Genomic DNA, 24,817 nt, shown 5'->3' on the forward strand with positions numbered 1-24,817 from the left:
GCTCAGCCCCCTCGGCCTCGGCACGCCGAACGGGCCCGGCGCGCACCAGGCGCACCGGGCCCGTTCGGAGGACGGGTCGGCTCTCAGACCGCGGCGAGCAGTCCCCGCCCGAGCCAGTCGGCGTCGTCCTTCACGCCCGGCAGGACGAAGAAGTACCCGCCGCCGGTCGGCGAGATGTAGTCCACCAGCGGCTCGTCGATCAGCCGGGTCTGGGTGGCCTCGAACTGCCGCACCACGTCCTGCTGGTAGCAGCAGAACACCAGGCCCATGTCCAGGTTGCCCGCCTTGTCCACGCCCCGGTCGTAGTTGAAGCCGCGGCGCAGGATGCGCGAGTCGTCGGTGTCGGCGGTGCGCGGGTTGGCCAGCCGGATGTGCGCGTTGAGCGGGATCGCCTTGCCGTCCGGGTCCTTGCCGTAGTCCGGCGCGTCGTTCTCCTGGTGCCCGTCCAGCGGCGCGCCGGTGTCGCGGCGGCGGCCGAACATCTTCTCCTGCTCGCTGAGCTTGACCCGGTCCCAGAACTCGATCAGCATCCGGATGATCCGGACCACCTGGTAGCTGCCGCCGGTCGCCCAGGCGGGCTCGCCGGCACCGTCGGTGACCCAGATCAGCCGGTCGCTCTCGCGGGCCGAGGTGGTGTCCGGGTTGGCGATGCCGTCCTTGAAGCCGAGCAGGTTGCGCGGGGCGCCGTCCGGGCGGGAGGCGCTCTTGAAGCCGTCGATCCGCCAGAGGATCTGCATCGCCCCGCGGGTGTGGCGGGTGATGTCGCGCAGTGCGTGCAGCACCGTGTCCTGCTGGTCGGCGCAGATCTGCAGCGAGAGGTCGCCGTGCAGCTCGCCGGGCTGGAGGTTGTCGTTGGGGAAGGTCTTCATCGGCGTCAGCTTGACGGGCTTGGCCTTGGCGAGCCCGTAGCGGTCGTCGAACAGCGAGGCGCCGACGCCGACCGTGACGGTGAGGTTGTCGGTGGGCACGGTGGGGCCGAGGATGCCGCTGTCCGAGGGCGGGGCGCCGACGCCGAGGTCGGGCGGGGTGCCGCCGGCGGTGAGCAGGCGGATCCGCTCGGTCAGGGTCCTGAACAGGTCCTCCAGGCCCTTGCGGTCCTGGGCGATGACCTGGCAGGAGACGAAGGCGGCGAAGCCGGGGGCCGGGGTGACGACGCCGGCCTGGTGGGCGCCGTGGAACGGGACGGCCCCGTTCGCGGGCTGGTGGGTGTCCCCGGCGGCGGCCGGTTCGGCCCCGAGGGTGAACGCCCCGCCGGCCAGTACGGCGGCCCCGGCGCCCGCGCCGAGCGCGGCCCGGACGAAGCTGCGCCGGGCCGGAGCGGCCGGGCAGCCGCCCTGGTCGGCGACCGACTCGGCGGCCGGTGCGGCGGAGACGGCGGCAGCGGCGTGCGGGAACGGGCAGGAGCCGGCGGCTGCGGTGTGGTCGGTCATCAGGCGGCCTTCCGGATCTCGAGCAGGGCGGGGACGGGCGAGAGGTCTTCGAGCAGCTGGCCGGTGGCGCCGTTCAGCTGGCGGCGGGTGCCGTCGGGCAGCTTGTCGAGCGGGGTCCAGCCGTCGGCGGTGTGCGCCGCGGCGACGAGGTCCCCGACCCGCTTCATCCCGGCGTTGACCCGGACCAGCACCTGCGGGTCGCGCTCGTCGAGCAGCGGCTGGAGCAGGGTCAGCAGCTCCTGGGTGCCGGCCAGGTTGGCCTGGGTGGTGGCGAGGTTGGTGCCGCTGCCCATGTCGGTGTCGCCGGTCAGCTCGAACTGGAGGGTGTTCTCCAGGATCTCGTGGGCGCGCAGCGGGAGGTCGCCCGGGTCGAAGTCCTGGGTGGGGAAGTCGTGCACCAGCTTGGCGACGTTCTGGGCGAGCTCGTCGGCGACCGGCGTCAGGTCGGCGGCGGACTGGCCGTGCCAGAGGCCGTACTCCAGGCGCAGGAAGCCGGTGAAGCCCGGGTCCTGGGCCTTGTCGGCGTAGCCGTCGGCGCGGCCGTCGATCTTCTTGTCGAGGTCGGCGAAGGTGCCGTAGGCGGCGCCGAGCGAGGCGTACTGGAGGTGGGCGGTGAGCCAGTCGGCCTTGGCGGCGTTGAGGTCGCCGCCGTGCACGTCGGTCTGGATCTTCTGGGTCTGCGTCATCAGGGTCGCGAGGCCCTTGGTGACGTAGTCCTTGTAGCTGTCCAGCGGGGCCTTGAGGTCGTCCTCGGAGACCGGCTTGACGGCCTTGACCTCGGCACCGCCGGAGACGTGCACGGTGGCGGAGGTCGCGGTGGTGCCGCCGGTGGGCACGCAGCGCCAGGCGTAGTCGCCGGAGCCGATGGTGGCGGTCAGCGCCCGGGTGGTGCCGGGGGCCAGGCCCTCGATCTCGCCGTAGACCGCGCCGGTGCCCGGATTGACCAGGTAGACCTCGGAGACCTTGTCGCCGCTGTTGTGCATCTGGAACACCTGCTGGCCCGGCTGGGGGGTGCCGAAGCCCTTGCCGCACTCCTTCTCGGAGACCGCGACGGTGGCCGAGCTGTCCTGCTTGCCGTCGCTGACGGCGATCACGGCGCCGGCCACCACGACCGGTACGGCGACCAGCGCGGTCGGCAGCACCCAGCGCGGCCGCCCGGTGCGCACCGGCTCGGCCTGCTCCGCGTCCGGCTTGCCCGCCGCAGCAGCGGCGGGGGCGGCGGGGGCCGCGGCCGGAGCCGCCGTGCCGCCGCGCACGCCCTCGATGAACAGGGTCATCACGATGCTCAGGTAGGCGATGTAGCCGACGACCTGGAGGACCGTCATGGTGACGGTCAGGTTGAGGGTGCCCTGGACCAGCGTGGCGTACCAGGACGAGGCGTCCAGGTGCCCGCTCAGGTCGAAGGCGTACGTGCTGCCGCCGCCGACCAGCCCGGACTCCTGGAGGTCGCGCAGGCCGTAGCCGAGCACGCCCGCGGCGACCACGATCAGGCCGGCGCCGGTGAGGGTGAAGAACTTGGTGAGGTTCATCTTGAGGGCCCGGCGGTACAGGCCCCAGCAGAGCGCGACGGAGAGCAGCAGGCCGACGGCGGCGCCGATGATCGGCCCGGTGGACTCCCCGGCGGTGCGCGCGTTGGTCCACAGGAAGAGCGAGGTCTCCAGGCCCTCCCGGGCGACGGCGAGGAAGCTGGTGAGCACCAGCGCGCCCGCGCCCATGGCCAGCGAGGCCTGGACCTTCTCCTTGATGTCGGCGGAGAGGGTGCGCGCGGAGCGGCGCATCCAGAACACCATCGCGGTGACGAAGCCGACCGCGATCAGGCTCAGCACCCCGCCGAACGCCTCCTGGGCGTGGCCGGAGAGGTTGGCGGCGGTGAAGGTGAGCACCGCGCCGAAGCTGAGGCTGAGTGCGACGGCCGCCGCGACGCCCGTCCAGACCTGGGGGAGCCGGCCCTTCTGACCGGCCCTCACCAGCGTGGCGACCAGGATCGAGACGATCAGGCCCGCTTCGAGTCCCTCGCGCAGCCCGATCAGAAAGCTGGGAAACGCCTCATCCCACATGCAGCGGGCTCCTCCCCCGGGCCGCCCCGGGTCGTACCTGTTCTGGAGCGCACCGCCGCGGCAGCGGCGGCACGGCACGGCGAACGCCCCGGACACCGTGGTCCAGGGCGTTGCGCTTAGCTTAGGCAAACCTTAGAGGGACGGCGGTCAACTGCACCCCCCGTTCAGGTAAGGGTTCGGTATGAGAACACCCATGCGCCGGGCAACTCCGCAGGTCGGAGCCGTCGGGGCCGCCGAGGGGCGGGCCGGTTCACCCCCACCACTGCTCGGGTGCCGCCTCGGGCCCGGGCTCCGGAGGGACCGTCACCGGTTCGGCGCAGCGCACCAGCAGCTCCCCCTCCTCCGTCCCGGTGACCAGGAAGCCCCGCTCCCGCAGGACGAGCGCGGCCGCCCCGCACAGCGCCGCCCGCGCCGACCCGGAGGGCGGACCGTCCGCCTCCGCCCCCGGGGACCAGCCGACCGCCACCCCCTCGGGGTGACGGTCGATCGACAGCGGCGAGGTGCCCGGTGCGGTGTCGAACCCGGCGCGGGACAGGGCCTCGGTGACGGACGCGAGGAGTTCACGGTGATCCACCATTGGCGCAGCGTAGGCCCGGCCCCGCGCGGCGCCCGGACGCGGCACGCGCCGAAACGGTTCAGCTGCACCCGGGCGCAGCATCTCCCCCGCCCGGCCCCGACCGGCGGCCAGCCGATCGGGCGTCAGGAACCCCCGTCCGGCCCGACACGAGCGGCCGGACGGCCCGATGGACGTGCACAGTCGGCCCCCTGCCGACAGCATGACAGAGTAAGCGCTCCATCACCCTGAGCAACGGGTCCAGTGAACCGCCCAGGTCCGCGCGCCGGTCCGCCCGGCGGACCCGTATCGAGAGGTCCCATGATCACAACACTTCGCCGGCCGGCGTCCTCGCCGACGGGCCTCCACGCCGGCACGCCGAGAACGCCGGGGAGCCCGTCGTGAGAACCGACCAGCAGTCGCAGCCGGGACCGGTGACCAGCACCCGCGCCAAACCGGCCAACAAGGCCGAAGCCCTCGCCGACTGGACCGACGGCCGACTCGGCATCTACTCCCTCGCCAAGGCCAACCTGCGCAAGATCTTCCCGGACCACTGGTCCTTCATGCTGGGCGAGATCGCGCTCTACACCTTCGTCATCATCATCCTGACCGGCGTCTGGCTGACCCTCTTCTTCAACCCGAGCATGGGCGAGGTCGTCTACGACGGCTCCTACGTCCCGCTCAAGGGCATCCGGATGTCCGAGGCCTACGCCTCCACCGTCAACATCAGCTTCGAGGTCCGCGGCGGCCTGCTGATGCGCCAGATCCACCACTGGGCGGCCGTCGTCTTCATCGCCTCGATGCTGACCCACATGCTGCGGGTGTTCTTCACCGGCGCCTTCCGCAAGCCCCGCGAGATCAACTGGATCTTCGGCGCGCTGCTGCTGTTCCTCGGCATGTTCGACGGCTTCATGGGCTACTCGCTGCCGGACGACCTGCTCTCCGGCACGGGCATCCGCTTCATGGAGGGCGCGGTCCTGGCCGTCCCGATCGTCGGCACCTACCTGCAGTTCTTCATCTACGGCGGCGAGTTCCCGGGCACCGACATCATCCCGCGGCTGTTCACCGTCCACATCCTGCTCATCCCGGGCATCATGGTGGGCCTGCTCGCGGCGCACCTGATCCTGGTCTTCTACCACAAGCACACCCAGTTCGCCGGGCCCGGCCGGACCAACGAGAACGTGGTCGGCATGCCGCTGATGCCGGTCTACATGGGCAAGGCGGGCGGCTTCTTCTTCCTGGTCTTCGGCGTCATCTCGTTCATGTCGGCGATCGCCACGATCAACCCGATCTGGGCGTACGGCCCGTACCGGCCCGACCAGGTGTCCACCGACGCCCAGCCGGACTGGTACATGGGCTTCTCCGAGGGCCTGATCCGGGTGATGCCGGGCTGGGAGATCAGCGTCTGGGGCGGCCACACCCTGAACCTCGGGGTGTTCATCCCGCTGATGGTCTTCCCGACCGTGCTGCTGGCCATCTGGTGCTGGCCGTTCCTGGAGGCCTGGGTCACCGGGGACCGCGGCGAGCACCACATCGCCGACCGCCCGCGCAACCACCCGGTCCGCACCGCGTTCGGCGTGGCCTGGATGGGCCTCTACCTGATCCTGCTGGCCGGCGGCGGCAACGACCTGCTGGCGACCCACTTCCACCTGTCGATCAACGCGATCACCTACGCCGTGCGGATCGGCTTCTTCGCCCTGCCGGTGGCGCTGTTCGTGATCACCAAGCGCTGGTGCCTGGGCCTGCAGCGGCGGGACAAGGAGAAGGTGCTGCACGGCCGGGAGACCGGCGTGATCAACCGGCTGCAGCACGGCGAGTTCGTCGAGGTGCACGCGCCGCTGCCGCAGGGCCGGCTGTACACCCTCACCTCGCACGAGCAGCCCGAGCCGGTCGAGCCGGCGCCCGAGGTGGACGAGAACGGCGTGGCCCGCCGGGCCGGCCTGTGGACCCGCACCCGGGCCAAGCTGTCCCGCGGCTTCTACGGCGAGGGCAGCCAGATCGCCAAGCCCACCGTCGAGGAGCACGAGGAGATCACCAGCGGCCACGGCCACCACTGACCGAGCCCCCGGCACGACCAGGGCCCGCTGCACCGGAAACGGTGCGGCGGGCCCTCGGTGTCGCCGGACTCCCCCGCGCAGTCGCCCGGGCGGGCCGGCGGTTCAGCCCCGCAGGGCGGCCGGGACGACGGCGAACAGCGCCGCCGCCAGGGTGACGGAGAGGCAGAGCGTCGCCCAGCGGGTACAGATCCGGCGGCACTCCGCGCGGTAGCGGGCGGCCAGCCGGCGGCAGCGGTCGACGGCGCGGTCGACGACCTCCTCGGCGTAGCGCAGGCGGTCGGCGGCGTAGGCCCGCTCCAGGTCCTCCCGTTCGGCCTCCGGCAGCCAGGGGAACTGCGCGGCGAAGGCGCGGGCGTCGCGTTCGGCCGCCGCGACCTCGGCCTCCCAGGCCAGGAAGCCCTCAATGCGGGCGATCCCCACCCGGGAGTTCCTCCGGCCGCCGCCGGCCGCCCCGCCCTGGCGCGGGGTCCGCGCCCGCGGTGGACGCCGTCTGCCGCTCATGACCGCTCCTCACGTCCTGTCGGGTCGTCCCGCCGGAATTCCTGCGCGGACGGGCTCCGGCGCCGAGTCGCTCCGCAACCACGCAACTACTACCAGCGACGAACCGCAGGTGGCGGGCGGCTCGCCACGACCCCGGGGGCCCGAGAAAACTTGCGTGTCACGCACTATTGCGCACCACGCACCTTTGGCGGGACAGTGGTGCCATGACGGACGGAGAGCCCGGACTGCGGGAACGGAAGAAGGCCGCGACGCGGGAGGCGCTCAGCTGGGCGGCGCTCAGCCTGGCGGTGGAACGGGGACTGGAGAACGTCCGGGTCGAGGACATCGCGGCCGCGGCCGGGGTGTCCCCGCGCACCTACAACAACTACTTCTCCAGCAAGGCCGAGGCGATCGTCTTCCGGCACCGCAACCGGATCATGCGGGCCGCCGAGGCCCTGGCCACCCGCCCGGCGGAGGAGCCGCTGTGGGAGGCGCTGTCCCAGGCCCTGGTCGAACCCTTCGACGGCGCCGAGGAGGAACCCGCCCCCGGCTGGGTCGCCGCCGTGCGACGGCTCCTGCGCGAACCCTCGCTCCAGGCCGAGCTGTTCCGCGGCGGCGCGCAGACCAGGGCCGGGCTCACCGCCGCGATCGCCGCCCGCACCGGCACCGATCCGGACCGGGACCTCTACCCGAAGCTGGTGGCCGCGGCCGCGCTCTCCGCGCTGCAGGTCACCAACGAGCACTACCTGGTCGCCGACCCGGCGGTGCCCTTCAAGCCGCTGTTCGCCGAGGCGCTGCGCCAGCTCGCGGCCGGGCTGCCCGATCCGTCCGCCCGGTGAACCCACCACACCCCTGGGGGAATTGACATGACCAACGAGGTCGTCATCGTCGGCGCCGGCCCGGTCGGGCTGTTCCTGGCCTGCGAACTGACCCTGGCAGGCGTCCGGCCGGTGGTCCTGGACCGGCTGCCCGAGCGCTCCGGCGAGCAGAAGGCCAACGGATTGGTCGGGCAGGTGCTCCGGCTGCTCGACCACCGCGGCCTCCACCGGGCGCTCAGCGGCGCCGCCGGTGCGCCGCGGCCCGTACCCCGGTTCGTCTTCGGGGCCTTCCCGCTGGAACTGCACCGGCTCGACGGCAATCCGCTGCACGCCCTGCCGATCCCGCAGCACCGGATCGAGGCCGTCCTGGAGGAACACGCCCTCGCGCTGGGCGTCACGGTCCTGCGCCGGTGCGAGGTCACCGGCTTCACCCAGGACCGGGACGGGGTCACCGTGGACCTCCACGGCCCGGACGGCGCAGGGCAGCTGCGCACCCGCTACCTGGTCGGCGCGGACGGCGGCCGCAGCACCGTCCGCAAGCGCGCCGGCATCGGCTTCCCCGGCGTCACCTCGCCCGACCCGGTCTCCCGGATCGCCCACGTGCTGCCGCCCGAGGGCCTGCGCACCACCGACGACGGCAAGCTCCTGCTGCCCGGCTGCCCGACCCCGTTCGGGCCGTGGACCCACACCCGCACCGAGCACGGCGTGTTCGTCATCTCCCCGTTCGGCCCGGACGCCGCCATGATCGCCACCATGGAGTGGGGCGGCCCGCCCGTCGACGGGGCCGGCCCGCTCACCCTGGACGAACTGCGCGCCAGCATCCGCCGGGTCACCGGCGCCGACCTGCCGCTCGCCCCGGCCCGGACGGCGGGACCGTTCACCCCGCGCCGCACCGTCGGCCACAACACCCGGCTCGCCGAGCGGTACCGCGAGGGCCGCGTCCTGCTGGTCGGCGACGCCGCGCACGTCCACGCCGCGACCGGCGGCCCCGGCCTCAACCTCGGCCTCCAGGACGCCGCCAACCTGGGCTGGAAGCTCGCCGCCGAACTCCGGGGCTGGGCCCCGCCCGGCCTGCTGGACAGCTACCAGGACGAACGCCGGCCGGTCGGCGAGCGGGTCTTCATGCACTCCCAGGCCCAGACGGCCCTGATGGCCCCCGGCCCCGGGATCACCGCGCTGCGCGCCCTGGTCGGCGAGCTGATCGCCCACCCGGACAACCTCGCCCGGATAGCCGCCCTGATGGCGGGCAGCGACGTCCGCTACGACACCGACTGCCCGCACCCGCTCGCCGGGGGCTTCGCCCCGGAACTCACCCTCGACACCCCGACCGGGAGCACCCGCCTGGCCGAACTCACCCACAGCGGAAGGCCGTTGCTGCTCGACCTGACCGGCGGCGCGCTCGGCCTCGCCGACCGGGCGGCCGGCTGGAAGGACCGGGTCGACGTCCTCGCCGCCGACTGCCCCCAGGCACCACCGCCCGCCGGAGCCCTGCTGCTGCGCCCGGACGGCTACGTCGCCTGGGCCTGCGCCCCCGGCGAGGCCGACCGGGCGGGACTGGACCGGGCGCTGCGCGGCTGGTTCGGCGAGCCGCGGATCTGAGTACCGGCACCCGGGCGGACTGAGTACTCCACCCCTGCCGGGGCGGCGGGAGCCGCCGGAAGACTGGGCGCATGAGCGAATCCCTGCCCACCGCAGCCGCCCCGATCAGGACCGCACCGGACCGCTGGTGGCGGGCCCCGTCGATCTCGACGGCGCTGACCCTGGCACTGCTGCCGCCCGCGGTCATGCTCCGGGGCCTCGGCGAAATGGCCACCGACCCCTGTACGTCCACGGGCCCGTGCCCCGCCGTGCCGCACCTGGCGGTCGCCTCGGCCGCCGTGGTCGCGGCGGTGATCGCGGTCGTCCTCCAATGGCCCGCGGCCCGGCTGTTCCGACCGGCCCGGGTGGCCGTCTCCCTGGTCCCGCCGGCCGCACTCGCGGTCGAGTTCTTCGCCATCCTGAGCATCGGCCCCGGCGCGTGACCCCGGCGCCCGCCCCCAGGTCAACTGAGGCCTGTCTCTTGGATCCTTGCCGGGTCCGCGACGCCGGGGCACGCACCTCGCCGCGTTGTCGTCGGTCACCAATGCTCCGCAGTGGCTCCCTCCTCCGCCTTGCGATGCACGCACCCCGACGCCGCGGCCTGATCCGACAAAATCCAAGAGACAGGCCTTAAGGTCGTCGCGGCCGCCCTTCGACGGGCGGAGGGAACCGGACGAACGGGGAACCATGCGCATCGGAATCATCGGCACCGGCGTGGTCGGGCAGACCCTCGCGGACAAGCTGGTCTCGCTCGGCCACCAGGTGGCCCTGGGCTCCCGGACCAAGGACAACGAGCACGGGCTGGCCTGGGCCGGAAAGGCCGGCCCCGCGGGCAGCTGCGGGACCTTCGCCGAGGCGGCGGCCTTCGGCGAGGTGGTGCTGAACGCCACCGGCGGGACAGTCTCGCTGGCGGCGCTGCGCGCGGCCGGGGCGGAGCACATCGCCGGGAAGCTGCTGATCGACGTGTCCAACCCGCTGGTGTTCGGCCCCGAGGGCGTCACCCTCGCCCCGGTCAACACCGACAGCATCGGCGAGCAGATCCAGCGCGAGTTCCCCGAGGCCCGGGTGGTGAAGGCCCTCAACACGCTGAACTGCGAGCTGATGGTCGCACCGGGCAGACTGGCCGGCGAGCACAACCTGTTCATCGCCGGGAACGACGCCGTCGCCAAGGCCGAGACGGTCGCCCTGCTGGGCGAGTTCGGCTGGCCGGCCGAGTGGATCGTCGACCTCGGGGACATCACCGGCGCCCGGGCGACCGAGATGATGATGCCGTTCTGGCTCCGGATGATGGGCCACTTCGGCGACGCCTCGTTCAACTACTCGTTCCGGCGGCCCGCGTAGCCCTCCGGGCCCGCCCCTCCCCCGGTGGTGGGGCGGGCCCGACGGTCGCCGACCGGCCGTGGGGGACAATGGTCGGCATGTCCCGACGTCGTTCCGCGCCCCGCCCCGCCGCTCCCCGGCTGCTGCCGTCCTCCCCGTGCCCGTGCGGCCTGCCCGCCGCCTACGGCGACTGCTGCGGCCGGCTGCACCGCGGCCAGGCGAAGGCCACCACCGCCGAGTCGCTGATGCGCTCCCGGTTCAGCGCCTTCGCCGCCCAGGACGAGGCCTACCTGCTGCGCACCTGGCACCCGGACACCCGGCCCGACGAGGTCGACTTCGACCCGGCCCTGCGCTGGACCGGGCTGGAGGTGCTCTCCACCAGCGAGGGCGGCGCCTTCCACGCCGAGGGCACGGTCGCCTTCCGCGCGCACTGGACGGAGGGCGGCGAGCAGGGCGTGCTCAGCGAGCACAGCCGCTTCGTCCGGCACGAGGGCGCCTGGGTGTACCTCGACGCCCTCTCGCTCGGCTGAGGACCCGCCGGCCGGGGCCGCCGCCCTACAGGTAGTCGTCCAGGCGGCCCAGCGAGTAGCCGGCCGCGGTGACCTCGTTGAGCACCTTGCGCAGCAGGTCCGGCATGGTGGCCTTCCAGTCGGAGGTGCCGCGGAAGTGGGTGAGGATGATGTCGCCCGGGTGGAGCTTCCGGTCGTCGTAGCGCCACTCCATGTGGTCCGGGAAGGCCTCCTCGTTCCACAGCGGGACGGCCTGCACCCCGCAGGAGGCCGCGGCGCGCAGGGTGTCGTCGTTGTACTCGCCGTACGGGGGGCGGAACAGCCGGGGGCGCACGCCGATCTGCTGCTCCAGCTGGTCCTGCTGGTCGCAGATCTCCCGGCGCTGGGTCTCGTAGTCGAGGACCTTGAGGTTGCGGTGGTTGATCGTGTGGTTGTTGATCTCCACGCCCTGCTTGTGCAGGTCCCGGAAGTAGCCGTAGTTGTCGCGGACGAGGTAGTCGGAGAGGAAGGCGCTGAGCGGGATCCCCAGTTCCGCCGCCATCCGGGAGAACTCCGGGTCCTTCTCGAAGCCGTCGTCGATGGTCAGGAAGACCACCTTGTCCTCGGTCGGCACCCGGAACACCACGGGCGGGCGGCCGTCCTTCAGTTTGACGCCCTGCACCGGGGTGAGGGTGGCCTTGGCGGCGGGGCGGGCCGGGGCCTTCAACGGCGGGTGGTCCAGGCCCCAGCGCTGGGCGGTCTCCAGGGCGGTGCGGGCCACGTCGGCCTGGCGGGCGGCCGCCTCGCTGCTGGTCTCCTCCTGCTCCCGGGCCAGGCCGGGGAGCAGCGGCGGAGCGGGTTGGGCCGCCCCGGGGCTCGCCGGGGCGGCGTCGGCTCCGGCGGGCGCTGCCGCGGCTCCGGCGGCGGGCGCCCCGGCGGCCGGGGCGGGCTTGGGCTGGGCGGCGGGACCGGCGCAGCCGGTGACCACGGCGGTGAGGCAGACGGCGGCCAGCAGTCCGGTGCGTGCGCCGCTCCGCTTCTGACCTTTCCTCAGATCCCCACTCATGCGACAAACTGATGGTCCGTTCATAGCTGCTACTGCTCCCCCGCCGGGCGCCCCCGCCAACCCTCCGTCACCCGCCCGGGGCAACGGCACGCCGCCCGCCTTGCCGATCCTTTGCCGAATCCCCCACAACCGGTACGAAAACCCTTTGCGCCCGCGGCACCCGGAAACGGATCATGCGCGCATGACCGACCGCTGGACCGTCACCACCGCCGACGTGACCGCCCCCGAGGCCACCGACCTGCTGCGCGAGTACTACTACGACGTGGCCAACCGCTACTACCGCCTGCACCTGGGCCGCGAGGGCACCCCGGAGGAACTGGAGTCCGGCCTCGCCGGCTCCCCCAGCGGCGACCTGGCCGCCCCCACCGGCCTCTTCCTGCTCGGCCGCTACGACGGCGCGCCCCAGTCCTGCGCCGGCCTGCGCCGCCACGACGCCACCAGCGTCGAACTCACCCGGGTCTTCGTCCGCCCCGGCCTGCGCGGCACCGGCGGCGGCGCCCAGCTGCTCGCCGCCGTCGACCGGGCTGCCCGCACCATGGGCGCCGAGCGGATCGTCCTGGACACCCGCCTCGACCTGGTCGAGGCCCGCGCCCTCTACCTGCGCAACGGCTACCGGGAGATCCCGGCGTACGGCGACACCGGCCCGTACTCCGAGGTCTGGTACGGCAAGGACCTCACCGAGCCGGGCCGCCACGGGAGTTGACCACCGGCACCGGCCCTGCCGCGCCCCTGCCCCGCCCTAGCGCGCCCCGGCCGCCCGGCGGCCCGCCAGGGCCGCGGCCAGCTCGGCGGCCGAGGGCGGGTTGGCGCCGGGGCGGGAGACGGTCAGCGCGGCGGCGGTGACGGCCTCGGCGAGGCAGTCGGCCAGATCCGTGCCGGCCGCGCGGGCGTGCAGAAGGGCCGCCATGAAGGAGTCACCGGCGCCGACGGTGTCCGCGACCGCGACCGGGACGGCCGCCACCCGCTCCCGGCGGCCCGCCGCGGTGAGCGCCAGGGCGCCCTCCGCCCCGAGGGTCACCGCGACCGTGTCGGGCCCCAGGGCGAGCCAGCGCTCGGCGACCGCCTCCACGGGCTCGCCCGGGTAGAGCCAGGCGAGGTCCTCGTCGCTCGCCTTCACCAGGCCGCTCAGCGCCACGCAGCGCTCGACCCGGCACACCGCCGCCGCCCGGTCGCCCATCAGCGCGGGGCGCACGTTCGGGTCGTAACTGACCGGCGCCCGGTCGCGCCACCGTTCCACCAGGGCGAGCACCGAGGCGGCGCCCGGTTCGGTGACCGCGCCGATCGAGCCGAGGTGGATCCCGGCGGGGGCGGTGGGGAGTTCGGTCGGCGGCAGCGTCCAGCCGATGTCGAAGGTGTACCCGGCCCGCCCCTGCCCGTCCAGCCGCACCACCGCCGAGGGCGTGCGGGCCACCTCGGCCGCCCGGACCACCACCCCGGCCGACTCCAGGTGGCGGCGGATCAGCCGCCCGTCGGCGTCCGGCCCCAGCTCGGTGAGCAGCACCGCCGGGCGGCCCAGCCGGGCCAGGCCGTACGCGACGTTCGCGGGGCTGCCGCCGGGGTGGACCCGGTCGGGGGCGCCGTCCGTCCGGACGATGTCGGCGACGCACTCACCGATCACCAGAAGGTGTGAAGCGGGGCTGGTCACGGCGGCTCCTGGCATCCGGTACGCGGGCGTCGTCCGGGGGCCACCCTACGCGGTGCGTCCGGGAAGGCGTCCGGGCACAGGAGTACGGCCGCCGGACCTGGCCAGGTTCTCCGACGGCCGTGGCCCCGTCCGTCAGGGGACGAAGCACTACGAACGCTAGCCCCGGCCCGGGGGCGCCGCCAGCACCGTGGTCCGTCCGGGGGACGCCCGCGTGTCGGCACCGTTGTGGCCGGATCCGGCGGGATCCGGCGGGATCCGGCGGGATCCGGCGGGACTCGGCCGGTCCCCGCCGGGCGGAGCTGACGGTCCAGTAGGGTCCGTGCCCGGTGCGCCGCGCACGCACCGCACGTCCGCCCCGTACGAAGTGTGGTGATCCCCCTTGCCCAGGACCCGTGCCGCCTCCGCCCTGGCACTCGCCCTCGGCGCGGTGCTGCTGTCCGCGAGCGCCCCGCCGGCCGCCGCCGTGGACGGTCCGGGCGATCCGGTCTTCCCCTCGCTCGGCAACCCCGGGTACCGGGCGCTCGCCTACGACCTGTCCTTCGAGTACCGGGCCGACACCCGGACCGTGGCCGGAACCGCGGTGATCACCGCCCGGACCACCCGGACCACGGCCGCCCTGTCGCTGGACGCGCTCGGGCTGGACGTGCACGCCGTCCGGGTCGACGGGCGGGCGGCCCGGTTCGCCGTCCACGACGAGAAGCTGACCGTCACCCCCGGGGAACCGCTGCGCCGGGGCAGCACCGCGCGGCTGACCGTCGAGTACACCGCCGACCCCCGCGCCGCCCTGCCGCACACCGGCTGGGTGCCGACCGCGAACGGCTTCGCGGTGGCCGGGCAGCCCGCCAGTGCCCACACCGTCTTCCCGTGCAACGACCACCCGAGCGACAAGGCCCGCTTCACCATCGCGGTGACCGCGCCGGATCCCCTGCTGGGCGTCGCCAACGGGGAGCTGGCGCAGACCGTGCCGCTCGGCGACGGCCGCACCACCCGGCGGTACGTCTCCCGCGAGCCGATGGCCACCGAACTCGTCCAGGTGTCCGTCGGCGACTACACCGTCCGCGAGCGCCCCGGCCCGCACGGGCTGCCGCTGCGCGACGTCGTACCGACCGCCCGGGTCGCCGAGCTGGCCCCGGCCCTGGACCTCACCGCCGACCAACTCCGCTGGGCAGAGCAGCACTTGGGACCGTTCCCGTTCGAGTCCTACGGCATCCTGCCGGTCGACAGCGACGACCCGGCGGCCTTCGGCTTCACCGGACTGGAGACCCAGACCCTCACCCTCTACAAGCCGGGCTTCCTGCGCCAGGCCGAACCGGCGATCGGCTCGCACATGATGCACGAGCTGGTGCACTCCTGGTTCGGCGACAGCGTCACCCCCGCCACCTGGGCCGACCTGTGGCTCAACGAGGGCCACGCCGACTACTACGGCCTCGCCTACCGCTACGAGCGCGGCTGGCCCGACGCCTGGGGCGACACCACCCTGACCGCCCGGATGCGCCGGGTGTACGGCCTCGGCGACCAGTGGCGGCACGACTCCGGCCCGGTCGCCTCGCCCACCGCCGACACGCTCTTCGACGACCAGCGCTACACCGGCGGAGCCCTGGTGCTGTTCGCCCTCCGGGAGAAGGTCGGCGCCGCCGCCTTCGACCGGATCGAGCGGACCTTCCTGCGCGAGCACCGCCACGGCACCGCCACCACCCGGGACTACGTCCGCACCGCCTCCGAGGTCTCCGGGCAGGACCTCACCGGCTTCCTGGACGACTGGCTGGACGGGCGGCGCACCCCGCCGATGCCCGGCCACCCGGACTGGACGGTGGCGCCCGCGACCACCGCACCGGACCCCGCCGGCGCCCGCCCCGCCGGGCCGCCACGGCTGACGGAGCACTCGGGAACGGTCTGACCCGCTTCGCGGCGTCCGACCGGCTTGCGGAGCTTTCGGACGCTCCGTCGCCGTTCGCCCGCCCGGGCGCGCCACCGTGCACGCCCGGGCGCCCCCGTGCGCCCCTGGCCGTCCGGGAACGGACGGGCCATGGTGGTCCCCACGGCCCGCCTGCCGCCCGGCCTAGCCCCGGCCGGCACGCGGGCCGTCCAAGCCCTCCCTCCCCGCACCACCGGGGCCGCGCCCGGAACCCGCCCGGGGAGCTGCGAAAATTCTTCCGACGGGCAGGCAACCCGGTCCGCCGCCCATCGCGTTCAGCAGCCGTGAGAACGACACGAACGAGGACGCGGCCCGCCGGGCCGCCACGGCTGACGGGAACGGTGCGGGAACCATGGCAGGGGCAGGGGCGGCAGCAGGATGACGGACGCGACACCGGACTTCACGGAGTTCGTCGCCGCCTGCGGCCCCAAGATGCTGCGCACGGCCTGGCTGCTCACCGGGGACCGGCACCAGGCCGAGGACCTGCTGCAGACCGCACTCGCCAAGGTCTGGCCCCGCTGGGAGCTGATCGCCCGCGAGCGGCCCGAGGCGTACCTGCGGAAGGTACTGGTCAACTGCCACGTCTCCTGGTGGCGGCGGCGCTGGACCGGCGAACTCCCGCACGAGGAGCTGCCGGAACCGGCGGTCGCCCGGGCCGACCCCTACGAGGACGTGCTGCTCGGGCAGGTGGTCGCCGAGGCGGTCCGCTCACTGCCCCCGCGCCAGCGCGCCGTGGTGGTGCTGCGCTTCTTCGAGGACCTCAGCGTGGAGGAGACCGCCGAGGTGCTGCGCTGCAGCACCGGAACGGTCAAGAGCCAGTCGCACCGGGCGCTGGCCGCCCTGCGCGGACGGCTCCCGGCCAGGGAACTGCTGCTGGACGGGGGACGTCGTGAACGCGTCTGATCCGCGCGAGGGCGCCGGGGTGGAGGAGGACGAGCTGCGCGTCCTGCTGCAGGAGGCCGTCCCGCCCCTGGCCGCGCCGAAGGACCGGATGGAGCGGGTGTTCGCCCGAGCGGCCCGGACCAGGCGGCGACGGCGCAACGCCGGCCTCGGGCTCGGCCTGACCGGCGGGCTGGTCGCCGCCGTACTGGCCGCCGCCCCGGCGATCGCCCCGAGCCCCGGGCCGGCGCAGGAGGCCGCGGGGCGGCCGACCGCCACCGCCTCCCCGCTCCCCACCGCAACGGGCGCCCCGCTCCGGTTCCCCGAGGTCGACGGGCTCCTCGCGACCCTGCCGCCGGGCTGGTTCTCGGAACCCGTCACCGGCGACCCGCACCAGGCCGTCGGGTACCTGGCCAACCGGCCGTTCAATCCGAACGGGCCCTGCTTCGGGCTGCCCGTCCCCTGCGGCGCATCGGCCGCGCAGCCGGCCCCCGACCGGGTACTGCTCACCCTGCGGCTGGTGAACGCGCCGGACACGGCCGGGCAGCCCGACGGAGCGACCACCGGGATGACGGAGACCCCCTTGGACAAGGAGTGCTCGACCCGCAACGGCAACCGGGAGCTCGTCGGCCGGCGGAGCGTCGACCTCAAGGGGCCCGCCCTGGTCGAGGTGACGGCCTGCGCCCTCGACCCCTCCGAACGGACCCTGCGGCAGGTGCAGCAGGTGCTCGACTCGATCCGGACGGCCGACCGCTGATCCCCTGACGCCCGGGCCGCCCCGCCCCGTCCCGGCCCCGTCGTCGCCGCTGCCGCCCGCACCCACCCGAAACGGAACCGCCATGTCCCTACCCCGTCGCGCCCTCGTGGGGCTGGCGCTGCTCCTGGTGAGCTGCGCCCCCGAGGCCCACGGACCGTCCACCGCGACCACCCCCGCCCCGACCGCCCCCGGCACCTCCGCCCCGGACCTCCCGGCCGAGCAGCCGGCCGTCGCCGTCGCCGCGCGCCCCGCACCTCCCGAGCTGCCGCGCCAAGTCCCGGGCGTAGGGCCGCAGTTGCGCAGCGCGATACCGGCCGGGACCCGGCAGGTGCTGGTGGTCACCGGCGACGGCCCCGAGGCCTCGACCGGGCACGCCGTGCTCTACCGCGACGACGGCGACGGGTGGCGCGCCGGGCCCGCCTGGCCGACCCGCAACGCCGTGCACGGCTGGACCACCGACCACCGCCAGGGCGATCTGCACTCCCCCGTCGGGGTGTTCACGCTCACCGACGCGGGCGGCCGACTGCCCGACCCGGGCGCCCGGCTGCCCTACCACCGGTCCGAGGACTTCGTGATGGGCGGCACCGGCTTCGAGGGGGAACCGCTGGCCGGCTCCTTCGACTACGTGGTCGCCATCGACTACAACCGGGTCCCCGGCTCGACCCCGCTCGACACCCGCCGCCCGCGCGGCACCGGGTACGGCGGCGGGATCTGGCTGCACGTCGACCACGGCGGGCCGACCCACGGCTGCGTCAGCATGACCGCCGACCGGATGCGGGAGCTGCTGCTCGCGCTCGACCCCGCGCTGCACCCGGTGGTGGTGATGGGGGACGCCCGGAACCTCGCCCGCTGAGCACGGACGCGGGCTCCGGGCGGGTCCCAGCGGGTTCCGGGCCGGCCCCGGCGGGTTCCGGGCGGGCCCCGGCGGGTTCCGGGCGGGCCCCGGCGGGTTCCGGGCGGGCCCCGGCGGGTTCCGGGCGGGCCCCGGCGGGCTGCGGTCAGGTCCGCGGCTCGGTGGTCCGGCCCCCGTCGAACCGGTAGGCGGTCTGGCCGAACCCGCCCTTGGCGAAGGCGAGGACCTTGGCCGGCCGCACCCCGAAGACCAGGGACGCGCCCCCGTCCTGGTGGGCGAAGCCGTCCGCCGTCACCCGGAACCGCCACTCGCCGTTCCACTTGGCCGCCCAGGCGGCCGCGAGACGTTCCAGCGCGGGGCGCGCGGTGACCCGCACGGCCACGCCCTCCACCACCACGTCGAGCCCCCGGTCCCAGCGGTCGCAGCCGGTGGTCAGCGCCACCTGCCGGTTCCCGCCCAGGTTCACGGCCTTCTGCTCCGCGGCGCCGGTGGTGAAGTGCAGCTGCCCGTCGAGCCACACGGCCACCAGGGGCGTGACGTGGGGGCGTCCGTCGGACCGCACCGTGGTGATCCAGAACAGCTGTGCCGATTCCAGCACCCCACGAACGGTCTCCCACGGCGTCGCGCCCGAACCGGGGTCGCTGAACCGTTCGTCGAACCGCGCATCCGGGTCGTTCGTGCTCATTCGTCGCTCCTGTCAGGAGGAAGTGGCCGGACACCACCACACCGCGATCGGCGGCTACCGGGCAAGGTGGCCGTCGGCCCCGGCCGTGGACGGCGACACGCCCCCCACCGTGCGCCCTTGCGGCCGGAGGGCCGTCGCGGCGACCCTTGGGACGAGCGACGGCCGGCACAGCCATGCCTTCGAAAGGGCACCCCCCATGCCTCAGGACACCGCGTTCACCCTCCCCTTCGACACCGCGACCAGCCCGGACGCCGACGCGGCCCGGCGGCGCAGCCTGCTCTGGAGCCGGCGGCAGGGGCTCGTCGCGGACCCGGTCGACGAGGCGCGCTTCCTGCGCTGGGACATCGCCGGGCTGATGGCCGTCTGGAACCCCCGGACGAGCGGGGCCCGGCTGGACCTGACCGTGGACGCCGTCGTGGTCGCCACCTTCCTCGACGACCACGTGGACGGCCCGCCGGCCGACCGGCCGGAGCGGGTGGACGCCGTCTGCGCGGACTTCGCCCGCGTCATCGCCGCAGGCGGCCGACCCCCGGCCGGGGCCGGGCCGCTGCTGCGGGCCTTCGGCGACGTGTGGCAGCGCCTCGCCGACGGCGCCTCCCCCGCCTGGCTGGAACGCACCGGACAGCACTGGCAGTGGTACCTCGGCGCGTACGCCCAGGAGGCCCGCAACCGCGCCCACCGACGCGTCCCGACCCTCGCCGAGTACGCCGAACTGCGCCGCCGCTCCGGCTTCGTGTACGCCATGCTGGACCTCAGCCAGAAGGCCTACGGCTTCGAACTCCCCGACCGGCTCTACACCCAGCCCGTGGTGCGCCGGATGGCCGACATCACCGCGGACGTCGTCGACACGCTCAACGACGTCCACTCCGTCGAGAAGGAGGAGTCGCGCGGCGACGTCCACAACCTCGTCCTCGTCATCGAGAACGACCCTGGCCGAGCCCGGAGTCGGGACCGCAGCCGGGACCACGGCCGGGACGGGGCCCCGGACCACGCGGACAGCATCCGGGAGATCCAGGGCATGGTCACCGCCTGGTGCGAGGAGTTCCTCGTCCTGGAGCAGCGACTGGCGAGCGGCGTCGGGCCGCGGGAGGCCGGCGCCGCCGCCCTGATCACCGACTGCATGCGCACGGCCATGAGCGGCTACCTGGAGTGGAGCAGGACCACCCGCCGCTACTCCCACCTCGTGCCCGCCGGCGAGGCCGCCCTCGCCGCCGACCTCGTGCAGACGAACTGACCGTCCCCGCAGGGAATTTCGACCCCGGGGCCCGGGCAATGGGCACTGGGCCCTAGGACTCCAGGGACTTGGCGGCGTCCCGGATGACGTCGAGGACGAAGTCGGGGTGCGACAGCATGGGGACGTGGCTGCTGTCGACGTCGAAGGTCTTCGCGCCCATCCGCTCGGCGGCGGCCCGTTCCAGGTCGGGGTTCACGGTGCGGTCGTTGTTCGCGACGATGTACCAGCTCGGCTTGGTGCGCCAGGCGGTGCCGGGGACCTGCTGGGCGAACAGGTCGGGGACGGGGACGGCGCCCGTCGCGAGGACCAGCTTCTGCTCGGCGGCCGGCAGGTCGCCGCAGAAGTCGCCGATGCCCGCCTCCAGCAGCCAGAGGCGCCCGTCGGAGACGCCGACGTGCGCGAAGACGGGCGTCGGGGGGAACTTCTCCTGCTGGCCCACCGAGGTCTCGTCCTCGTCCGGGGCGAGCGCGGCGATGTAGACCAGGGCGCCCACCCGGTCGTGGACGCCGGCCTTGGTGATCAGGGTCCCGCCGTAGGAGTGGCCGACCAGCACCACCGGGCCCGGCACGTGCTCGATGGCCCGGGTGACGCACGCGACGTCGCCCGCGAGTGAGTCGAGCCCGTGCTGCGAGCTGTAGACCTCGTGGCCCTCGGCCTGGAGCGTGGGGATGAGCTTGTTGAAGCACGACCCGTCGGCCCAGAGCCCGTGGGCGAATACGATGCTGGCCTTACCGGCCATGACGTCCTCCTTCGTCCTTCGTCGGTAGCGCGCCGTGACGGAACACGGACCACTGCGGCCAGTATCCGTTCGGTCACCGTGCGCGGCATCCCGGCCGCACGCCCCGGGCGCCTCCCCGGGCCGCGACGCTCCGGGGCCGCCCGTAACCCTTGCGGCGCGCTTTCGTTGGACCGGCCATGAAGAAGCGCAGCATGCTCGCCGTCGCCTCGCTCGCCGTCGGTGTGGTGGCCTCCCTGACCGCTCCGAGTGCGCACGCCAGCGAGATCGGCGGCCAGGAGGGCCTGCCCGGTCCGCTGACCAGCGCCCCGGACGCGGTGCCCGGGCAGGTCGGGGACGCGGGTGGCGTGGTCGGCCAGGCCACCGGCTACGTGACCGGCTCGGCGGACGGCCTGGCGCCGGTCACCCCCGCGTAGCCCTTCCCCGGACTCTCGGGGCGGGCCCGGGGAAGGGTGGGTGCGGCCGTCGTGCGGCTCCCCTCCCCGGGCCCGGGTCGGGTCAGGCGCGGAGGAGGTACCAGCCGCCCAGGCCGCTGCAGGCGGTGTTGACGTAGGCCCCGAGGCGGTAGCCGGCCGGGACGGGCTGGTACGGGCAGACCTGGAGTCCGGGCCGGGCGACCACCTGGAACCAGGAGCCGATGCCGCCGCAACCGGGCACCTGGTGGCCGGTGTTGACGTAGCCGGGCGGGATCGGAGAACCCGCGCAGGTCCAGATGCCGTCCCTGGCGAGCTGCATGAACCAGGCGTCGATGTTGGTGCAGCCGTTGCCGTTGGCGACGTGGGCGGTCAGGACGTAGCCGGGCGGGATGGGCGAGGTGCCGCAGGTCCACAGACCGTCCACCGGCAGGCGCATGTACCAGGAGTCGTAGCCGTCGCAGCCGGTGGGGTTGTGCCCGGAGAGCACGTAGCCGGCCGGGATCGGCGAGGTGGCGCAGGTCCAGATGCCGTCCCGTGCGGGCTGCTGGTACCACATGCCGGCGCCGTTGCAGCCGTTGTTGGTGTGCATGGTGAGGACGTAGCCCGGGGTGACGGGCGCGCCCCGGCAGATCCAACCGGGCCCGGCCGCAGCGGCCTTGGCGGCGGAGGCCGATGCGGCGGAGGCCCCGGTGGGTGCGGCGGAGGCGGGTGCGGCACCCGCTCCGACCAGGACGGCCACCAGCAGCGCGAGCGCCCCGGCCAGGGCGGCGAGTCGGCTTCGGAGGGCGGCGGTCGACGAACGGTCGAGCAGTCGGTCACGTAGTTCTGTCACTTCACACCAGTCCTGTCGGCAGGTCCGTAGGGCCCCGCACGGCGGCCGCGCGGGCGCCGGGGTGGTGGAACCGGTGCGACAGTAGCAAGGATTGGAACGCTCCAAGAGGGTTCCAGAGCAGCCAGCATGCCCACGTCAAAGGTTGGCCGGAAACGCTCGCCCGGACCGACCCGGGCGGGGCCGCTCCGGGCCGGAGCGGGGGCGGGCCGGTCAGGACATCGGGGCGCCCAGGTCCTGGGTCCACAGGGTGCCGGCGGGGCTGGTGGCGACGCCGACGCCGATGTCCTTGAAGCCGCAGTCGAGCATGTTGGACTGGTGGATCCCGCCGTCCATCCAACGAGCGAAGACGCTCGCCGCCGTGGTCGGGCCCCGGTCGAGGTTCTCGCCCCACTGGGACCAGCGGTAGCCGGCCGCGGTGATCCGGGCGTCCGTGCGGACGCCGTCCGGGTTCACGTGGTCGAAGAAGCCGCGGGCGGCCATGTCGTCGGAGTGCTTCTGGGCCGAGGCGTGCAGGCGGGGGTCGATCCGCAGCGGGGCGCAACCCGCCTTGGCGCGTTCGGCGTTGACCAGGTCCACCAGCTGCCGTTCCGGGTTGGGCTGGGGCGCGGCCGGGGTCGACCGGGTGGCGGTGGGCGAGGGCGTCGGGGTCGGGGTCCCGGTGGGGGTCGGCGTCGGCGTGGGGGTGGCGGTCGGGGTGTCCGGGACGGTCGCCGGCAGGGCCACCGGGGTGTCCAGGGCGGCGGCCGGGACGGTGGGCTCGGGCACCGCCGGGTGCGGCGGCTCGGTGGGGTTCGACCAGACCAGGGCCAGCGTGGTGACGGCCACCGCTGCGGCCGTACCGCCCGCCAGTGCGGCCTTGCGGGCGGCGGTGCCGGCCCAACCGCCGTGCGCGCCACCGCCGGTGGCCGCACCGGCCGCCGTACCGCCCGCGCCCGATCCCGCACCGGCCGCCGCCGTGTGGGCGCCCGCCGCGGCGGTCGCGGCGGTGTGCTGGAGGTGCAGCAGCGCGGGCGAGGCGGAGGGGATCGGGACCAGCGCGAGGCCGGCCAGCAGGCCCTCGGCCGGGAAGAGGTCGCGGCCCAGGCCGTCGCAGCCGGCGCAGCCGCGGATGTGCCGGGCGATCCGCTTGCGCCAGACCGAGTTCGGGGTGCCGTCGAACCCGGCGGTGACCTCGACGAGTTCGGGGCAGCGCGGGTAGGCGCCGAGGGCGCGGACCACGACCCGCCCGGCCTCCAACTGCTTCTTCATCCGCTGGACCCGCACGGCGGCGTGCGGCACGGTCAGGTCGAGGGCCTCCGCGAGTTCGGCGCGGGTGAGTTCGCCGGCGGCCTCCAGCCACCACAGGGCGAGCAGTTCACGGTCGTCCGGATCCAGCCAGCGGGTGGCCTCGGCCACCTCGCGGCGCTGGCCGGACAGGCCCAGGCGCAGGATGGTGAGGTCGGTGAAGTCGGCCCGGGGGTCCGGGACTTCCCAGGCCTCGTCCAGGCCGCCGACGGTGGGCTGCTGCTGCCCGGCGGCATGCCGGCGGCGGACCTGGTTCATGGTGATGGCGACCAGCCAGGAGCGGAAGGACTCCGGGTCGCGGAGCCCGTCCAGGCCGTCCAGGGCGCGGATCATGGTCTCCTGGGCCACGTCGTCCACGTCGGCGTGGCCGCGCAGGGCGCGGCCGGCCACGTTGTAGACGAGCGGCAGCCAGGTGGCGACCAGGGCCTCCTGGGCCTGTCGGTCACCTGCCTGCGCCGCGCGTACCAGGGTCGTCCCGGTCCTGTTCTGCACATCAGCGTTCATGGTCCGCACTCCGTCTTGCCGTGTTTCCGTCCGCCGCTGCCTCCTCGGAGACCTGTGGGGAGTGATCAGATAACAACAATGTGCGCGGAATCGGAAAATCGGACTGCCCGGTGGCCGGAGGTACCGGCCACCGGGGGCGAGCGGAGGCGGGGTGAGCGGAGGCAGGGGTCAGGGGACAGGGCTCAGGGGCGAGCAACGGGAACGAGGGGCGGGGCCGGTCAGGCCGGGGCGGCGAACACCTGGGTCCACCACGGGCCGTTGGCGCCGGTCCGCACCCCCACCCCGAGCTGCTTGAAGTCGCAGTTCAGGATGTTGGCGCGGTGGCCGGGGCTGTTCATCCAGGACTCCATCACGGCCGCCGGATCGCTCTGGCCCCGGGCGATGTTCTCGCCCCAGGTGCTCCAGCGGTAGCCGACCGCCTCGATCCGGTGGTCGGCGTGGTAGCCCTCCGGGCTGGCGTGGTCGAAGTAGTTGCGGTTGGCCATGTCGTCACTGTGCGACTGGGCCGCGCTGGCCAGCCGGGGCTCGGCGGCGACCGGGCCGCACCCGGCCTTGGCCCGCTCGGCGTTGACCAGGTCGACGACCTGCTGCGCGAACGCGGGGGACGACCCGCCACCCGCCGGGGCCGCGGCGGCCCGCTGGGCGGTGCCCGCGGCGGCGTTGGCGCTCGGGCGGGTGGTCGCCGGGCTCGGCTTGGCGGTGGCGGTGGCCGTCGGGGTCGGCGTCGCGGTGGGCTGGGCCGTCGGGGAGGCGGTGGCCGTCGCGGTGGCCGACGGGCTCGGGGTGGCCGACGGACCCGTCGCCGTCGGACTGCCCGAGGGCGGCACCGCGCCCGCGAGGCCCGCTCCCCCGGCGCCCGGCACCTGGATGCCCTCGTGCGTCCCCACCTCGGCGGCGACCAGCGAGTCGGCCGCGGCGGCCTGCCCGGCGAGGTCCCGGTCGCTCTGCTTGCCGCCGTACGCCGCGTAGCCCGCCCCGGCCAGCGCCGCGATCAGGCCCGTCCCGGCCACGGCGGCGACGACCGCGGTCACCGGCACGAACCCGCCGCGCCGACGTCCCCGGCGGCCGTGGCCGGTGTGCCGCTGGGCGGCCCGCCGCGCGGCCCGGCCACCCGGGCGGCCGGGGCCGCCGCTCCCGTCGGCGCCGCCGTCGCCGCCGCCGCTCGCCGGGATGACGGTCGTCCTGTCGTCGCTGTTCACGTGGCCACTGCTTTCTGTCCAGGTCGGCTGG

The 24,817-nt window shown here is 74.5% G+C and carries 24 protein-coding genes; 13 read left to right on the plus strand and 11 right to left on the minus strand.

Annotation, left to right across the window (positions count from 1 at the left end):
* Positions 1 to 83 precede the first annotated feature (83 nt).
* From efeB to ACFY2K_RS23460, 3 genes are all read right to left on the minus strand, one after another.
* On the minus strand, positions 84 to 1,430 hold the full coding sequence (efeB, locus tag ACFY2K_RS23450) for an iron uptake transporter deferrochelatase/peroxidase subunit (RefSeq protein WP_387713728.1): 1,347 nt from the start codon (positions 1,428 to 1,430) through the stop codon (positions 84 to 86).
* Positions 1,430 to 3,487, minus strand: a complete 2,058-nt coding sequence (gene efeU / locus ACFY2K_RS23455; protein ID WP_387713731.1) for an iron uptake transporter permease EfeU — start codon at positions 3,485 to 3,487, stop codon at positions 1,430 to 1,432. Before efeU ends, efeB begins: the two co-directional genes overlap by 1 nt.
* A gap of 250 nt (positions 3,488 to 3,737) precedes the next feature.
* Positions 3,738 to 4,064 carry a hypothetical protein gene (locus ACFY2K_RS23460; protein ID WP_387713734.1) on the minus strand — a complete coding sequence of 109 codons (327 nt, stop codon included), beginning with the start codon at positions 4,062 to 4,064 and terminating at the stop codon, positions 3,738 to 3,740.
* A 410-nt stretch (positions 4,065 to 4,474) separates the two neighbouring features.
* Between ACFY2K_RS23460 and ACFY2K_RS23465 the strand changes: the two genes are divergently transcribed.
* Complete coding sequence (locus ACFY2K_RS23465) at positions 4,475 to 6,097, plus strand: cytochrome bc complex cytochrome b subunit (RefSeq protein WP_380525576.1); 1,623 nt, start codon at positions 4,475 to 4,477, stop codon at positions 6,095 to 6,097.
* A 102-nt stretch (positions 6,098 to 6,199) separates the two neighbouring features.
* On the opposite strand, the gene ACFY2K_RS23470 is transcribed toward ACFY2K_RS23465, so the two are convergent.
* A complete protein-coding gene (locus ACFY2K_RS23470) occupies positions 6,200 to 6,598 on the minus strand; it encodes a hypothetical protein (protein WP_380525555.1) in 399 nt (132 codons plus the stop codon).
* Between the two features lie 203 nt (positions 6,599 to 6,801).
* Here ACFY2K_RS23470 and ACFY2K_RS23475 point away from each other — a divergent pair, with 203 nt between their 5' ends.
* The 5 genes from ACFY2K_RS23475 to ACFY2K_RS23495 all read left to right on the plus strand — a co-directional run bounded on the left by ACFY2K_RS23475 (position 6,802) and on the right by ACFY2K_RS23495 (position 10,823).
* Complete coding sequence (locus ACFY2K_RS23475; RefSeq protein ID WP_380525556.1) at positions 6,802 to 7,416, plus strand: TetR family transcriptional regulator; 615 nt, start codon at positions 6,802 to 6,804, stop codon at positions 7,414 to 7,416.
* Positions 7,417 to 7,443: 27 nt separating this feature from the next.
* Positions 7,444 to 8,994 carry an FAD-dependent monooxygenase gene (locus ACFY2K_RS23480; protein WP_387713737.1) on the plus strand — a complete coding sequence of 517 codons (1,551 nt, stop codon included), beginning with the start codon at positions 7,444 to 7,446 and terminating at the stop codon, positions 8,992 to 8,994.
* A gap of 71 nt (positions 8,995 to 9,065) precedes the next feature.
* Entirely contained in the window at positions 9,066 to 9,416 is a 351-nt protein-coding gene (locus tag ACFY2K_RS23485) for a hypothetical protein (RefSeq protein ID WP_387713739.1), read from the plus strand.
* Positions 9,417 to 9,660: 244 nt separating this feature from the next.
* Entirely contained in the window at positions 9,661 to 10,314 is a 654-nt protein-coding gene (locus ACFY2K_RS23490) for an NADPH-dependent F420 reductase (protein WP_387713741.1), read from the plus strand.
* A 77-nt stretch (positions 10,315 to 10,391) separates the two neighbouring features.
* Positions 10,392 to 10,823 carry a YchJ family protein gene (locus ACFY2K_RS23495; RefSeq protein ID WP_380402401.1) on the plus strand — a complete coding sequence of 144 codons (432 nt, stop codon included), beginning with the start codon at positions 10,392 to 10,394 and terminating at the stop codon, positions 10,821 to 10,823.
* Between the two features lie 25 nt (positions 10,824 to 10,848).
* Here the strand turns inward: ACFY2K_RS23495 and ACFY2K_RS23500 are convergent, their stop codons facing one another.
* Positions 10,849 to 11,847 (minus strand): polysaccharide deacetylase family protein, encoded by a 999-nt coding sequence (locus tag ACFY2K_RS23500; protein ID WP_380644890.1) that lies wholly within the window; start codon positions 11,845 to 11,847, stop codon positions 10,849 to 10,851.
* A gap of 181 nt (positions 11,848 to 12,028) precedes the next feature.
* On the opposite strand from ACFY2K_RS23500, the gene ACFY2K_RS23505 reads away from it, so the two are divergent.
* Positions 12,029 to 12,550: a GNAT family N-acetyltransferase gene (locus tag ACFY2K_RS23505; RefSeq protein WP_380525562.1), complete on the plus strand. Its 522-nt coding sequence runs from the start codon at positions 12,029 to 12,031 to the stop codon at positions 12,548 to 12,550.
* A 36-nt stretch (positions 12,551 to 12,586) separates the two neighbouring features.
* Here ACFY2K_RS23505 and ACFY2K_RS23510 read toward each other — a convergent pair whose 3' ends face one another.
* Positions 12,587 to 13,492, minus strand: coding sequence for a carbohydrate kinase (locus ACFY2K_RS23510; RefSeq protein WP_387713745.1), 906 nt, complete (start codon positions 13,490 to 13,492; stop codon positions 12,587 to 12,589).
* 379 nt (positions 13,493 to 13,871) lie between these two features.
* On the opposite strand from ACFY2K_RS23510, the gene ACFY2K_RS23515 reads away from it, so the two are divergent.
* The 4 genes from ACFY2K_RS23515 to ACFY2K_RS23530 all read left to right on the plus strand — a co-directional run bounded on the left by ACFY2K_RS23515 (position 13,872) and on the right by ACFY2K_RS23530 (position 17,896).
* On the plus strand, positions 13,872 to 15,389 hold the full coding sequence (locus tag ACFY2K_RS23515) for a M1 family metallopeptidase (protein ID WP_387713748.1): 1,518 nt from the start codon (positions 13,872 to 13,874) through the stop codon (positions 15,387 to 15,389).
* A gap of 396 nt (positions 15,390 to 15,785) precedes the next feature.
* Complete coding sequence (locus ACFY2K_RS23520) at positions 15,786 to 16,310, plus strand: SigE family RNA polymerase sigma factor (RefSeq protein ID WP_380525565.1); 525 nt, start codon at positions 15,786 to 15,788, stop codon at positions 16,308 to 16,310.
* Positions 16,297 to 17,043 (plus strand): hypothetical protein, encoded by a 747-nt coding sequence (locus ACFY2K_RS23525; RefSeq protein WP_380525566.1) that lies wholly within the window; start codon positions 16,297 to 16,299, stop codon positions 17,041 to 17,043. The genes ACFY2K_RS23520 and ACFY2K_RS23525 overlap by 14 nt, the downstream gene beginning before the upstream one ends.
* Before the next feature lie 82 nt (positions 17,044 to 17,125).
* Complete coding sequence (locus ACFY2K_RS23530) at positions 17,126 to 17,896, plus strand: L,D-transpeptidase family protein (protein ID WP_387713752.1); 771 nt, start codon at positions 17,126 to 17,128, stop codon at positions 17,894 to 17,896.
* 145 nt (positions 17,897 to 18,041) lie between these two features.
* Here the strand turns inward: ACFY2K_RS23530 and ACFY2K_RS23535 are convergent, their stop codons facing one another.
* Positions 18,042 to 18,581: a pyridoxamine 5'-phosphate oxidase family protein gene (locus ACFY2K_RS23535; protein WP_387713755.1), complete on the minus strand. Its 540-nt coding sequence runs from the start codon at positions 18,579 to 18,581 to the stop codon at positions 18,042 to 18,044.
* 196 nt (positions 18,582 to 18,777) lie between these two features.
* On the opposite strand from ACFY2K_RS23535, the gene ACFY2K_RS23540 reads away from it, so the two are divergent.
* Positions 18,778 to 19,815 (plus strand): terpene synthase family protein, encoded by a 1,038-nt coding sequence (locus ACFY2K_RS23540; protein ID WP_380525569.1) that lies wholly within the window; start codon positions 18,778 to 18,780, stop codon positions 19,813 to 19,815.
* A gap of 52 nt (positions 19,816 to 19,867) precedes the next feature.
* Here ACFY2K_RS23540 and ACFY2K_RS23545 read toward each other — a convergent pair whose 3' ends face one another.
* The gene (locus ACFY2K_RS23545) at positions 19,868 to 20,554 is read right to left on the minus strand and encodes an alpha/beta fold hydrolase (protein WP_380525570.1); all 687 of its coding nucleotides are present in this window, start codon (positions 20,552 to 20,554) and stop codon (positions 19,868 to 19,870) included.
* A 176-nt stretch (positions 20,555 to 20,730) separates the two neighbouring features.
* Here ACFY2K_RS23545 and ACFY2K_RS23550 point away from each other — a divergent pair, with 176 nt between their 5' ends.
* Positions 20,731 to 20,967 carry a hypothetical protein gene (locus ACFY2K_RS23550; RefSeq protein WP_380402434.1) on the plus strand — a complete coding sequence of 79 codons (237 nt, stop codon included), beginning with the start codon at positions 20,731 to 20,733 and terminating at the stop codon, positions 20,965 to 20,967.
* A gap of 82 nt (positions 20,968 to 21,049) precedes the next feature.
* Here ACFY2K_RS23550 and ACFY2K_RS23555 read toward each other — a convergent pair whose 3' ends face one another.
* The 3 genes from ACFY2K_RS23555 to ACFY2K_RS23565 all read right to left on the minus strand — a co-directional run bounded on the left by ACFY2K_RS23555 (position 21,050) and on the right by ACFY2K_RS23565 (position 24,786).
* Positions 21,050 to 21,799 carry a hypothetical protein gene (locus tag ACFY2K_RS23555; RefSeq protein ID WP_380525571.1) on the minus strand — a complete coding sequence of 250 codons (750 nt, stop codon included), beginning with the start codon at positions 21,797 to 21,799 and terminating at the stop codon, positions 21,050 to 21,052.
* Positions 21,800 to 22,009: 210 nt separating this feature from the next.
* Positions 22,010 to 23,587, minus strand: coding sequence for a sigma-70 family RNA polymerase sigma factor (locus ACFY2K_RS23560; protein WP_387713760.1), 1,578 nt, complete (start codon positions 23,585 to 23,587; stop codon positions 22,010 to 22,012).
* Positions 23,588 to 23,805: 218 nt separating this feature from the next.
* Positions 23,806 to 24,786: a CAP domain-containing protein gene (locus tag ACFY2K_RS23565; RefSeq protein WP_387713763.1), complete on the minus strand. Its 981-nt coding sequence runs from the start codon at positions 24,784 to 24,786 to the stop codon at positions 23,806 to 23,808.
* Positions 24,787 to 24,817 lie beyond the last annotated feature (31 nt).

The organism is Kitasatospora sp. NPDC001309 (assembly GCF_042896295.1).
Classification (GTDB): Bacteria; Actinomycetota; Actinomycetes; order Streptomycetales; family Streptomycetaceae; genus Kitasatospora.

Coding starts and splice junctions, on each gene's coding strand:
- efeB (WP_387713728.1), bottom strand. CDS start 1,430: ATGACCGACCACACCGCAGCCGCCGGCTCCTGCCCGTTCCCGCACGCC.
- efeU (WP_387713731.1), bottom strand. CDS start 3,487: ATGTGGGATGAGGCGTTTCCCAGCTTTCTGATCGGGCTGCGCGAGGGA.
- ACFY2K_RS23460 (WP_387713734.1), bottom strand. CDS start 4,064: ATGGTGGATCACCGTGAACTCCTCGCGTCCGTCACCGAGGCCCTGTCC.
- ACFY2K_RS23470 (WP_380525555.1), bottom strand. CDS start 6,598: ATGAGCGGCAGACGGCGTCCACCGCGGGCGCGGACCCCGCGCCAGGGC.
- ACFY2K_RS23475 (WP_380525556.1), top strand. CDS start 6,802: ATGACGGACGGAGAGCCCGGACTGCGGGAACGGAAGAAGGCCGCGACG.
- ACFY2K_RS23480 (WP_387713737.1), top strand. CDS start 7,444: ATGACCAACGAGGTCGTCATCGTCGGCGCCGGCCCGGTCGGGCTGTTC.
- ACFY2K_RS23485 (WP_387713739.1), top strand. CDS start 9,066: ATGAGCGAATCCCTGCCCACCGCAGCCGCCCCGATCAGGACCGCACCG.
- ACFY2K_RS23490 (WP_387713741.1), top strand. CDS start 9,661: ATGCGCATCGGAATCATCGGCACCGGCGTGGTCGGGCAGACCCTCGCG.
- ACFY2K_RS23495 (WP_380402401.1), top strand. CDS start 10,392: ATGTCCCGACGTCGTTCCGCGCCCCGCCCCGCCGCTCCCCGGCTGCTG.
- ACFY2K_RS23500 (WP_380644890.1), bottom strand. CDS start 11,847: ATGAGTGGGGATCTGAGGAAAGGTCAGAAGCGGAGCGGCGCACGCACC.
- ACFY2K_RS23505 (WP_380525562.1), top strand. CDS start 12,029: ATGACCGACCGCTGGACCGTCACCACCGCCGACGTGACCGCCCCCGAG.
- ACFY2K_RS23520 (WP_380525565.1), top strand. CDS start 15,786: ATGACGGACGCGACACCGGACTTCACGGAGTTCGTCGCCGCCTGCGGC.
- ACFY2K_RS23530 (WP_387713752.1), top strand. CDS start 17,126: ATGTCCCTACCCCGTCGCGCCCTCGTGGGGCTGGCGCTGCTCCTGGTG.
- ACFY2K_RS23535 (WP_387713755.1), bottom strand. CDS start 18,581: ATGAGCACGAACGACCCGGATGCGCGGTTCGACGAACGGTTCAGCGAC.
- ACFY2K_RS23540 (WP_380525569.1), top strand. CDS start 18,778: ATGCCTCAGGACACCGCGTTCACCCTCCCCTTCGACACCGCGACCAGC.
- ACFY2K_RS23545 (WP_380525570.1), bottom strand. CDS start 20,554: ATGGCCGGTAAGGCCAGCATCGTATTCGCCCACGGGCTCTGGGCCGAC.
- ACFY2K_RS23550 (WP_380402434.1), top strand. CDS start 20,731: ATGAAGAAGCGCAGCATGCTCGCCGTCGCCTCGCTCGCCGTCGGTGTG.
- ACFY2K_RS23560 (WP_387713760.1), bottom strand. CDS start 23,587: ATGAACGCTGATGTGCAGAACAGGACCGGGACGACCCTGGTACGCGCG.